Raw genomic sequence first — 13,289 nt, forward strand, 5'->3', positions numbered from 1 at the left:
CCGGCCACGCATCAAGAGTGGGGTCCCGCACGCATGGTGAAGAACGCCGCCCAGACCGTCCCGTCCGCCCTTCCGGCCGCCTCCGACGAGCAGACCGCCTCCGACGAGCAGGCCGTCGGCGTCGCCTGCCGGCTGCCGCGGGCCGACGGCCCGGACTCCTTCTGGCAGCTGCTCAGGGAGGGCCGCAGCGCCGTCGGCGAGGTCCCGGCGGACCGCTGGGGCACGGACGGCCGGGCCGACGGGGGAGCCCTGCGTGAGGTGGTGCGCCACGGCGCCTACCTGGACCGCGTGGACACCTTCGACGCGGCGTTCTTCGGGATCTCCCCGCGCGAGGCCCGCGCCATGGACCCGCAGCAGCGCATGATGCTCGAACTCGCCTGGGAGGCCTTCGAGGACGCGGGCGTCCTGCCCGAACGGGTGCGCGGCAGCCGGACCGGCGTGTTCGTCGGCGCCATCTGGGACGACTACGCCACCCTGCTCGCCCGTCAGGGCCTCACGGCCGTCACCGAGCACTCGCTGACCGGGCTGCACCGCGGCATCATCGCCAACCGGATCTCGTACACCCTCGGCCTGCACGGTCCGAGCCTCACCGTGGACACCGCGCAGTCCTCCGCGCTCGTCGCCGTCCACCTGGCCTGCGAGAGCCTGCGCAGGGGCGAGTCCGAACTCGCCCTCGCCGGCGGGATCAACCTCAACATCGTGCCGGAAAGCACCCTGGGAGCCGCCAAGTTCGGCGGACTCTCGCCCGACGGGCGCTGCTTCACCTTCGACGCCCGCGCCAACGGCTACGTACGGGGGGAGGGCGGCGGCGCCGTCCTGCTCAAGCCGCTCGCCGCCGCCCTCGCCGACGGCGACCCGGTGCTGTGCGTCATCCGGGGCAGCGCCGTCAACAACGACGGCACCACCGACGGCCTGACCGCGCCCAACGCTCAGGCCCAGCGCGCCGTGCTGCGCACCGCCTACGCCCGCGCCGGCGTCGACCCCGCCGCCGTCCAGTACGTCGAACTGCACGGCACCGGTACCCGCGTCGGCGACCCGATCGAGGCGTCCGCCGTCGGAACCGTGCTCGGGCAGGCCGAGGGCCGCAGCGGCCCGCTCGTCGTCGGCTCCGCCAAGACCAACGTCGGCCACCTGGAGGGCGCGGCCGGCATCGTCGGCCTGCTCAAGGCCGCGCTGTCCCTGCACCACGCCGAACTGCCCGCCAGCCTCAACTTCGAGACACCCAACCCGGCGATCCCGCTCGACGAGCTGAACCTGCGCGTCCAGCAGGCCCTGACCCCATGGCCCGCGACCGAGGGGCCGCGTCTGGCCGGCGTCTCCTCCTTCGGCATGGGCGGCACCAACTGCCACGTCGTACTGGAAGCAGCGCCGCAACAGCCGCGGCCCAGCCGGGACGCGACCGCGGAACCGGCACTCCCCGTGCCGTGGCTCCTGTCCGGCAAGTCCCGCAAAGCCCTGCGCGCCCAGGCCGCCCGCCTGCTCACCCACGTCGAGTCCCGGCCCGCTCTGCGCCCCGACGACGTCGGCCTGTCCCTCGCCACCGCCCGAACGGCCTTCACCCACCGGGCCGTCGCGCTCGGGACCGACCGCGGCGAGCTGGTGCGTGCCCTGACCGCCCTCGCGCACGGCGAGGCCGCGACCGGCATCGTCGAGGGCCGCACCACGGCCGGCTCCGACGCCCGGACGGCGTTCCTGTTCACCGGCCAGGGCGCCCAGCGCCCCGGCATGGGCCGCGAACTGCACGCCGCGTTCCCGGTGTTCGCCGCCGCCTTCGACGAGATCTGCGCCCACTTCGACTTCCCGCTCAAGGACATCGTCTTCGCGTCCGCCGAAGCCACCGGTGACGGCACCGACCACGCGATCCACCGCACCGAGTTCACCCAGCCCGCCCTGTTCGCCTTCGAGGTGGCCCTGTACCGCCTGGTCGAGTCCTTCGGCGTGCGGCCCGACTTCGTCGCCGGGCACTCGATCGGCGAGATAGCCGCCGCCCACGTCGCCGGCGTGCTCTCCCTGCCCGACGCCTGCCGTCTGGTGGCCGCGCGCGGCCGTCTCATGGGCGCCCTGCCGGCCGGCGGCGCCATGGTCTCCGTACAGGCCACCGAGGAGGAAGTGCGTCCGCTGCTGGGCGGGTCGGCGGACATCGCGGCCGTCAACGGACCGCGGTCCGTCGTCGTCTCCGGCGCCGAGGACGCCGTCCTGGAGGTGGCCGCACGCCTGACGGAACTGGGCCGGAAGACGAAGCGGCTCACCGTCAGCCACGCCTTCCACTCGCCGCTGATGGAGCCGATGCTCGCGGAGTTCGCCGAGGTCGCCGCCTCCCTCGCCTACACGCGACCCTCGATCGCCATGCCCCCCGCCGACGGCGCGCGGGACGCGGAGTACTGGGTGCGGCACGTACGGAACGCGGTCCGTTTCGCCGACGACGTCCGCCACCTCCAGGAGCAGGGTGTCGGCACGTTCGTGGAGATCGGGCCGGGCGCCGTCCTCACCGCCATGGCCCGGGAGACGGTCACCGCCGAGGACGCCCGGTTCGTGCCCGCGCTGCGCAAGGGCCTCACGGAGGACCGCGCCGCCCTGACCGCCCTCGCCGAACTCCACACCCACGGCATGCCGGTGGACTGGGAGACGTACTTCGCGTCCCTCGCCGCCCACCACGTCCCCCTGCCGACGTACGCCTTCCAGCGCGAGCGGTACTGGATCGAGGAGACCTCCGACGCACGGACGGACGCCCCCGTACGGAGCCTGACCCGGCCGGCACCCGACCACGCCGAGGACGACCCGGACGAGCCGGAGGAGCGGCCGGGCGCACGGTACGCCGCACTCGCCCGGCAGGACGAGGCGGACGCCCTGCGTGCCCTGCTCGGCCTCGTGCGCAGTCGTGCGGCGGCCGCCCTCGGCCACGCCTCCGCCGACGAACTCACCCCGGAGCTGCCCTTCAAGGAGCTCGGCTTCGACTCGTACATGTCGGTGGAACTCTGCGCCGCCCTTCAGCAGGACACCGGCGTCAGCCTGCCCGCCACCTCCCTCTACGACCACCCGAGCCCCGAGACCCTCGCCCGCCATCTGCTCGACGCACTGCGCGGCACACCGGCCCCCGTCCCACGGCCCGCCGCCACGGCGGCACCGAACCGGACCGGCGACGACCCCGTCGCGGTCGTCGCCATGGCCTGCCGCTACCCCGGCGGCATCAGCACCCCGGAACAGCTGTGGCAGCTCGTGGCCGACGGCGGCGACGCGATCGGGCCGTTTCCCACCGACCGCGGCTGGGACCTCGAGGCGTTGTACGACCCCGACCTCGGCCAGGCCGGCCGCACCTACACCCGGCACGGTGGATTCCTCTACACCGCCGCCGAGTTCGACCCCGCCTTCTTCGGGATCTCCCCGCGTGAGGCGCTCGCCATGGACCCGCAGCAGCGGCTCCTGCTGGAGACCTCGTGGGAGGCCCTGGAGCGGGCGGGCATCGACCCGCGCTCCCTGCGCGGCGCCCTGGCCGGCGTCTTCGTCGGCGCGACCGCGCAGGACTACGGACCCCGCCTGCACGAGGCCGAGGAGGACTACGAGGGCTACGTCCTCACCGGCACCACCGGCAGCGTCGCCTCCGGCCGCATCGCCTACACCCTGGGCCTGGAGGGTCCGGCCGTCACGGTGGACACGGCGTGCTCGTCGTCGCTGGTCGCCCTGCACATGGCGGCCCAGGCGCTGCGCTCCGGCGAGTGCGACCTCGCCCTCGCCGGCGGAGCCGCGATCATGGCCAACCCGGGCATGTTCGTGGAGTTCTCCCGGCAGCGAGGGCTGGCGGAGGACGGGCGTTGCAAGGCGTTCGCGGACGCGGCGGACGGCACCGGTTGGGGCGAGGGTGTGGGCATGGTGCTCCTGGAGCGCCTGTCGGAGGCGGAGCGCAACGGGCACCGGGTGCTGGCGGTGATCCGTGGTTCGGCCGTCAACCAGGACGGTGCGAGCAACGGGCTCACCGCGCCCAACGGTCCTTCGCAGCAGCGGGTGATCCGGCAAGCCTTGGCGAACGCGGGCCTGTCGGCGGCCGAGGTGGACGCGGTGGAGGCCCACGGTACTGGCACGAAGCTGGGTGACCCGATCGAGGCGCAGGCCCTGCTCGCCACCTACGGCCAGGACCGCGACCCCCAACAGCCGTTGTATCTGGGCTCGTTCAAGTCCAACATCGGCCACACCCAGGCCGCGGCGGGTGTCGGCGGGCTGATCAAGATGGTCATGTCGATGGAGCACGGGGTGCTCCCGAAGACGCTGCACGTGGACGAGCCGTCCCGGCACGTCGACTGGTCGGCGGGCGCGGTCGAGCTGCTGAGTGAGGAGCGGGCCTGGCCGGAGACCGGCCGTCCGCGCCGGGCGGGTGTGTCCTCCTTCGGCGTCAGCGGTACGAACGCGCATCTGATCGTCGAGCAGGCACCGGAAACCCCCGTAACACCGGTCACCGAGGCTCCGGTGGCGGGCGCGGTGCCGTGGCTGGTGTCCGGCAAGACGCCGGAGGCGCTGCGGGCCCAGGCCGAGCGGCTGCTGGCGTTCGCCGAGGCCCACCCGGAGCTGTCCCCGGTGGACATCGGTCACTCCCTGGCCACGGGCCGCGCGCACCTCGAACACCGGGCCGTGGTCGTGGCCGCCGACACCAACGGCTTCCAGGAGACCCTGCGCGCCCTGGTCGACGGCGAACCCACGGCGGGCCTGGTCTCGAATGCGCTCGGCGTTCCTGTGGGCAAGCCGGTGCTGGTGTTCCCGGGTCAGGGGACGCAGTGGGTGGGGATGGCGGCTTCGCTGTTGGATGAGTCGTCGGTGTTCGCGGGGCGGATGGGGGAGTGTGCGGCGGCGTTGGCGCCGTTCGTGGACTTCGATCTCGTCCAGGTGATCCGTGAGGCCCAGGACCTGGACCGGGTGGATGTGATCCAGCCGGTGACGTGGGCGGTCAACGTCTCTCTGGCTGAGGTGTGGAAGTCGCTGGGTGTGGTGCCGGGTGCGGTGGTGGGCCACTCGCAGGGCGAGATCGCCGCGGCTGCCGTGGCCGGTGCGCTGTCCCTGGAGGACGCCGCGCGGGTGGTCGCCCTGCGGGCTCAGGTCATTGCCAGGGTGCTGGCGGGTCTGGGTGGTATGGCGTCGATCCCGTTGCCTCGCACTGAGGTGGAGGCGCGTCTGGCCGACTGGCCCGGGCGTTTGGATGTGGCGGCGGTCAATGGTCCGAACAGTACGGTGATCTCGGGTGACGCGGACGCGATCGTGGAGTTCGTGGCCGCCTGCCAGGCCGAGGACATCCGGGCCCGTCAGGTGCCGGTGGACTACGCCTCGCATTCCGCGCACGTGGAACGCATCGAGGCCGAACTCCTCGACGTGCTGGCGCCGATCACCCCGCGCCCCGCACAGATCCCCTTCTATTCCACGGTCGAGGGCGCGGTCATCGACACCGCGGGCGTGGACGCCGCCTACTGGTACCGCAACCTGCGCCAGACCGTCCGCTTCGACGACGTGACGCGGCTGCTCATCGCCGACGGCTACACGACGTTCGTCGAGTCGAGCGCCCATCCGGTGCTGACCGTCGGTATCCAGGAGACCGCCGATGTCATCGCCACCGGCACGCTGCGCCGCAACGAAGGCACCCTGGCCCGTTTCCTGACCTCGGCCGCCGAACTCCACACCCAGGGCGCCCCCATCGACTGGACGGCATTCTTCACCCCCTACCAGCCGAAGCAAGTGGACCTGCCCACCTACGCCTTCCAGCGGAAGCGTTTCTGGCTGGAGGACACCGCCCCTGAAATCACCGCCAGCGCCGAAGTCTCCGGCGGCAGCGACGCCGTCGACGCCCGCTTCTGGGCGGCCGTCGAGCGGGAGGACTGGCAGACCCTGGTCGGCGCACTCGACACAGACCCCGACGTTCCGCTCGGTGTGGTCCTGCCGGCCCTCGCCGAGTGGCGCCGCGAGCGCCGTCGCGAGGCCACCGTGGACAGCTGGCGCTACGGCCTGGACTGGCGGCCCGTGTCCGAGCCCGGAACCCCGGCCGCGCTGTCCGGTACCTGGCTGGTGGTGACTCCCGAGGGATACGTCCACGACCCGTCCGTGGCCACGGCCCGCGCCGCCCTCGTGGCCCGCGGCGCACAGATCCTGTCCGTGGTCGTCTCCGCAACGGATGCCGAACGCGGCCTCTACGCCGCCACGTTGGCGGAGATCCTGGAGACGGCCGAGGGGCAGAGCCCGGCGGGCGTCCTGTCCTTCCTCGCCCTCGACGAGCGCCCGCACGCCGCCCACCCGTCGATGGTCTCCGGTGTGGCCGCCACGCTTGCCCTGGTCCAGGCGCTCGGCGACGTCGAACTCGACATCCCGCTGTGGCTGGCCACACGCGGTGCGGTGGCGACCGGCGGCACGGACCGTGTCACCAGCCCGCTCCAGGCCCAGGTATGGGGTCTGGGCCGGGTCGTGGCTCTGGAACAGCCGCGCCGCTGGGGCGGCCTGGTCGACTTGCCCGAGAGTCTCGACGAGCGGGCGCAGGCCCGCCTGGCCGCCGTACTGGCCGGCCTCGACGGCGAGGACCAGGTGGCCGTCCGCGCCTCCGGCGTCCTCGCCCGCCGCCTGGTGCGTACGCCGGGCCCCGCCGTGGACGACTCCCTCGCCCCCGGCGGCACCTGGCGCAGCCGCGGCACCGCCGTCGTCACCGGCGGCACCGGCGCACTCGGCCCGCTCATCGCCCGCTGGCTCGCCGACAGCGGCACCGAGCACGTCGTCCTCACCAGCCGTCGGGGCCCCGCCGCCCCCGGCATGGCCGAACTCCAGACCGAACTCGCCGACCGCGGCAGCCGGTTGACCGTGGCCGCCTGCGACGCCGCCGACCGCGACCAGATCGCCGCGCTGCTCGCCGGGCTCAAGGCCGACGGGGAGACGGTCCGTACGGTCATCCACGCGGCGGCCTTCATCGAACTGGCCTCGCTCGCCGAGTCCGGGCTCGGCGAGTTCGCCGACGTCCTCGCGGCGAAGGTCAACGGCGCCCGTTACTTCGACGAACTGCTCGACGACGCCGACCTCGACGCGTTCGTGCTGTTCTCCTCCATCGCCGGTGTCTGGGGCAGCGGCGACCACGGCGCCTACGCCGCCTCCAACGCCTACCTGGACGCACTCGCCGAACAGCGCCGCGCCCGCGGCCTCAAGGCCGCCTCCATAGCGTGGGGCGTGTGGAACGTGTGGGACCCCGACCGGCTCCCGGACGGCGTGAAGCCCGAGCAGCTGCAGGCTCGCGGACTGCCCTTCATCGACCCGGCCACGGCCTTCGTCGCCATGCGGCAGGTCATCGAGCGCGACGAGACGTTCGTGGCGGTCGCCGATGTCGACTGGGACCGCTTCGTTCCCGTCTTCACCTCGGCCGGGCCCCGCCCGCTGCTCACCGGCGTACCCGAGGCCCGGCAGATCCTGGAGGCCGCCGTCCGCCCCGCACAGCAGGCGGGGCTGCCGACCGCCGAGCGAGCCGAGTCGCCGGCGTCGCCGCTGGCGCAGCGCCTCGCCGCACTGGCCACCCCCGCCGAACGCGACCGCGCCCTGCTGGACCTCGTCCGCGCCCAGGCCGCCGCCGTTCTCGGCCACGCCTCCGCCGACGAGATCCAGCCGGGCCGTGCCTTCCGCGAGCTGGGCTTCGAGTCGCTCACCTCGGTCGAGCTGCGCAACCGCCTCAACACCGCGACCGGCCTGCGGCTGCCGGCCACGCTCCTGTTCGACCACCCGACCCCCTCGGCCCTCGCGGCCCTGCTCCGCGACGAACTCCTCGGCTCCCAGGCCGAGACCACCGCCCCGGCGGCCCCGGCCGCTGCCGCCGCGCCGCCCGCCGCCGACGACGACCCGATCGCGATCGTCGCCATGAGCTGCCGTTTCCCGGGCGGCCTGCACACCCCGGAGCAGCTGTGGGAGGTGCTCACCGCCGGCGAGGAGACCCTCTCCGAGCTGCCCGTCAACCGCGGCTGGGACATCGACGGCATCTACGATCCGGACCCCGAACAGCACGGCAAGACGTACACCCGGCACGGCGGCTTCCTGCACGACGCCGATGAGTTCGACCCCGGCTTCTTCGGGATCTCCCCGCGCGAGGCCCTCGCCATGGACCCGCAGCAGCGCATCCTGCTGGAGACCTCCTGGGAGGCCTTCGAACGGGCCGGCATCGACCCGCAGTCCCTGCGCGGCAGCCGCACCGCCGTCTTCGCGGGCGTCAGCTACCACGACTACGGCTCCCGGCTGCGGGAGGCACCCGAGGACGTCGAGGGCTACCTCGGTACGGGCAACACCGCGAGCATCGCGTCCGGTCGCGTCTCCTACATCCTCGGCCTGGAGGGCCCGGCCGTCACCCTCGACACCGGCTGCTCGTCGTCCCTGGTGGCACTGCACCTGGCGGTCCAGGCCCTGCGCCAGGGCGAGTCCGACCTGGCGCTCGCCGGCGGCGTGTCGGTCATGGCGATCCCCGCTTCCTTCACCGAGTTCAGCCGCCAGCGCGGTCTGTCCGTCGACGGCCGCTGCCGTGCCTTCTCGGCGGACGCCGACGGCATGGGCATGTCCGAGGGAGCCGGTCTGGTCCTGCTGGAGCGCCTGTCGGACGCCCGCCGCAACGGCCACCGGGTCCTCGCGCTCGTCCGCGGCACGGCCACCAACCAGGACGGTGCGAGCAACGGGCTCACCGCGCCGAACGGTCCTTCGCAGCAGCGGGTGATCCGGCAGGCTCTGGCGAGCGCGGGTCTGTCGGCGGCCGAGGTGGACGCGGTGGAGGCCCACGGTACGGGCACCAAGCTGGGTGACCCGATCGAAGCCCAGGCCCTGCTCGCCACCTACGGTCAGGACCGCGACCCCCAACAGCCCCTGTTCCTCGGTTCGGTGAAGTCCAACATCGGTCACACCCAGGCCGCTTCCGGCGCCGCGGGCCTGATCAAGATGGTCCTCGCCCTCCAGCACGGCGTCCTCCCCAAGAGCCTCCACATCGGCGAGCCCACCCCCCAGGTCGACTGGGAGGCGGGCGCGGTCGAGCTGCTGAGCGAGGAGCGGGTCTGGCCGGAGACCGGCCGTCCGCGCCGGGCGGGCGTGTCGTCGTTCGGTATCAGCGGCACCAACGCCCACACGGTCATCGAGCAGGCCCCGTCCGTCGAGGAGGAGCCGGCGCCGGTCACCGAGGCTCCGGTGGCGGGCGCGGTGCCGTGGCTGGTGTCCGCCAGGACCGAGACCGCTCTGCGGGCCCAGGCCGAGCGGCTGCTGGCGTTCGCCGAGGCCCACCCGGAGCTGTCCCCGGTGGACATCGGTCACTCCCTGGCCACGGGCCGCTCGGCGTTCGAGCAGCGCGCGGCCGTCATCGGCCACGACCGCACCGAACTGCTCGACGCCCTGCGTGCCCTGACCGAGGACGGCGGCGCACCGAACCTGGTCCGCGGCACGGCCACGGAAGCAGGCATGACCACGTTCGTCTTCCCGGGTCAGGGGACGCAGTGGGTGGGGATGGCGGCTTCCTTGTTGGAGGAGTCGTCGGTGTTCGCGGGGCGGATGGGGGAGTGTGCGGCGGCGTTGGCGCCGTTCGTGGACTTCGATCTCGTCCAGGTGATCCGCGAGGCCCAGGACCTGGACCGCGTTGACGTCATCCAGCCGGTGACGTGGGCGGTCAACGTCTCCCTCGCCGAAGTGTGGAAGTCGCTGGGTGTGGTGCCGGGTGCGGTGGTGGGCCACTCGCAGGGGGAGATCGCCGCGGCTGCTGTCGCCGGTGCGCTGTCCCTGGAGGACGCTGCCCGGGTGGTGGCGTTGCGGGCTCAGGTCATCGCCAGGGTTCTCGCCGGTCTGGGCGGCATGGCGTCGATCCCGTTGCCCCGTACGCAGGTGGAGGCGCGTCTGGCCGACTGGACCGGGCGTTTGGATGTGGCTGCGGTCAATGGTCCGAACAGTACGGTGATCTCGGGTGACGCGGACGCGATCGTGGAGTTCGTGGCCGCCTGCCAGGCCGAGGACATCCGGGCCCGTCAGGTCCCGGTGGACTACGCCTCGCACTCCGCGCACGTGGAACGCATCGAGGCCGAACTCCTCGACGTGCTGGCGCCGATCACCCCGCGCCCCGCACAGATCCCCTTCTACTCCACGGTCGAGGGCGCGGTCATCGACACCGCGGGCGTGGACGCCGCCTACTGGTACCGCAACCTGCGCCAGACCGTCCGCTTCGACGACGTGACGCGACTGCTCATCGCCGACGGCTACACCACGTTCATCGAGTCGAGCGCCCACCCGGTGCTGACCATCGGTATCCAGGAGACCGCCGACGTCATCGCCACCGGCACACTGCGCCGCAACGAAGGCACCCTCGCCCGCTTCCTGACCTCGGCCGCCGAACTCCACACCCAGGGCGCCCCCATCGACTGGACCGCATTCTTCACCCCCTACCAGCCGAAACAGGCGGACCTGCCCACCTACGCCTTCCAACGCCAGCGCTACTGGCTGGAGGACACCGCCGGCGAGACCACCGACGTCACCGCCGCCGGGCTCGTCTCCGCCCAGCACCCGCTGCTCGGCGCGGCCGTCCCGCTCGCCGACAGCGACGGGTTCCTGCTCACCGGCCGGCTGTCCCTGCGGACGCACCCGTGGCTCGCGGACCACGCCGTGGCCGGCACGGTGCTGCTGCCCGGGACCGGCTTCGTCGAGCTCGCCGTGCGCGCCGCGGACCAGGCGGGCTGCGAAACCGTGGAGGAGCTGACCCTGGCGGCTCCGCTCATCCTGCCCGCACACGGGGCGATCGACGTCCAGCTCAACGTGTCCGGTGCCGACGACTCCGGCCGGCGCTCCCTGAGCCTGTACTCGCGCCCGGAGTCCGCCGACGCCGCCGAGCCGTGGACCCGGCACGCGACCGGCGTCCTCGCCGAGTCCGCTCCGACGGCCTCGCCGGACGGTACGACGGACGGCACGCCGCACGCGGACCTCGGCGCCTGGCCGCCGCCCGGCGCCGAGCCGATCGACATCGACGGCTACTACGAGCGGCTGACCACGCAGGGCTACGGCTACGGCCCCTCCTTCCAGGGCCTGCGGGCGGCCTGGCGGGGCGGTGACGAGGTCTTCGACGAGGTGTTCGCCGAGGTCGCCCTGCCTGCCGAAGCGGCGGACGGCGCGGACGGCTTCGGGATCCACCCGGCGCTGCTCGACGCGGCCCTGCACGGACTGGGTCTCGGCCTGCTGCCGTCCGCCGGCGAGGGACGGGCCCGGCTGCCGTTCTCCTGGAACGGCGTGACCCTGCACGCTTCCGGCGCCACAGCGCTGCGCGTGCGGATCACGCAGCTCGGCGAGGAGGACGCCGTCTCCATCACCGTCGCCGACACCACCGGCCGGCCCGTCGCCTCCGTCGAGTCCCTCGTCGTACGCCAGGTCGTCACCGACCAGCTCAAGGTGGCCGATCCGACCGTGGGCCAGTCGCTGTTCCGGCCGGACTGGGTACGGATCGACACCCCGGGGGCGCAGGCCGCCGGGTCGTCGTGGGCGGTGCTCGGCGACGACCCGCTGGGCCTGACCGGACTGGGCTGGCACGCCTACCCGGACCTCGCGTCGCTCGCGGCGGCCGGAGCCGTGCCCGACGTGGTGTTCGCTTCGTTCACCGCGGCGCCGGAAACCGCGTCCGCGGAGGGTGCGCACGGCGCCGTACAGCGGGCGCTGGAGCTGGTGCGGCAGTGGCTGGCGGACGAGCGGCTGGAGTCGTCGAGGCTGGTGCTGCTCACCCGGCGCGCCGTCGCCACCGGGCCGGGCAGCCCGGTCGGTGACGTCGCTCTGACAGACGCCCCGGTGTGGGGTCTGCTGCGCTCCGCGCAGTCCGAACACCCCGGCCGCTTCCTGCTGATCGACGTGGACGGCGGCACGGAGTCCCTGGCCGCGCTGCCCGCCGCGGTCGCCGCCGGCGAGCCGCAGATCGCCGTACGCAACGGCCGGCCGCACGCGCTGCGGCTGACCCGCGCCGAGCTCACGAACACCGAGGACGCCGCCGCCTTCGGGCCCGACTCGACCGTCCTGGTGACCGGCGCGTCGGGCACGCTCGGCGGGCTGGTGGCCCGGCACCTGGTGGAGCGGCACGGGGTGCGCCGTCTGGTCCTGGTGTCCCGGCGGCCCGCCGACGAACTGGCTCGCGCACTGCGGGAGTTGGGTGCGGAGGCGGTCGTCGCCGCCTGCGACGTCGCCGACCGCAGGGCGGTCTGGGACGTTCTCGCGGCGCACACGATCACGGCCGTCGTGCACACGGCGGGCACCATCGACGACGGCGTGGTGGAGTCCCTCACCCCGGAGCGGGTGGCGGGCGTGCTGCGTCCCAAGGTCGACGGCGCCCTCAACCTGCACGAGCTGACCGCCGGTTCGCCGCTGACGGCGTTCGTGCTGTTCTCCTCGGCCGCGGGTGTCTTCGGCGGGCCCGGCCAGGGCGGTTACGCCGCCGCCAACGCGTTCCTCGACGCCCTCGCCCACGACCGGCGAGCCCAGGGCCTGCCCGCCGTCTCCCTCGGCTGGGGCTTCTGGGAGGAACGCAGCGGTCTCACCGCCCACCTCGACCGCACCGACCTGCACCGCATGAACCGCCTCGGTGTCCACCCGATGACCTCCCAGGAGGGTCTCGCCCTGCTGGACGCGGCCGTCGCCACCGGACAGCCGCATCTGCTGCCGATGCGGCTGGACGTGGCCGCGCTGCGCCGCACCGCGGCCGGCGCGGACGTACCGGCGCTGCTGCGCGGCCTGATCAGGTCCCGCACCCGCCGCACCGTCCAGACCGCGCCCGGCACCTCGGGACCGGCCGACGCCGGTTCGCTGCGCGAGCGACTCGCCGGGATGACCCCGCCGGAGCGCACCCGCACCCTGGAGGAGCTCGTCGTCACCCGGGTGGCCGCCGTGCTCGGCCACGGCTCGGCCGAGATGATCGAACCGCAACGCGCCTTCAAGGAACTCGGTTTCGACTCGCTCACCGCGGTCGAACTGCGCAACCGGCTGCGCGCCGCGACCGGCCTGCGGCTGCCCGCCACGCTCGTCTTCGACCACCCCACCCCGGCGGCCATCGCCCAGCACCTCGCCGTAAAGCTCCTGCCGGACCTCTCCGACGGCCCTGGACGCCCGGCCGACACCACGCCCCTGCCCGACGCCACGGACGTCGCCGCCCTCACGGCGGACCCCGGCACCGGCGCACAGCAGGCGCTGGACTCCCTGGACGCCATGGACCTCGACCAACTCGTCAACCTCGCGCTCGACGGCACGGACGGCACCGACGCCGCCGGCACCGACGCGTGAACCGTGGAGCCTGACATGACCAACAGCAC

At 73.6% G+C, this 13,289-nt stretch carries 1 protein-coding gene; it reads left to right on the plus strand.

The genetic code is table 11. The features are described from left to right. Positions 1 to 33 precede the first annotated feature (33 nt). Positions 34 to 13,260 carry a type I polyketide synthase gene (locus tag ACH45E_RS35970; RefSeq protein WP_399042258.1) on the plus strand — a complete coding sequence of 4,409 codons (13,227 nt, stop codon included), beginning with the start codon at positions 34 to 36 and terminating at the stop codon, positions 13,258 to 13,260. The last annotated feature ends 29 nt before the right edge of the window (positions 13,261 to 13,289 follow it).

The organism is Streptomyces sp. NPDC020299, assembly GCF_044387825.1.
GTDB lineage: Bacteria > Actinomycetota > Actinomycetes > Streptomycetales > Streptomycetaceae > Streptomyces.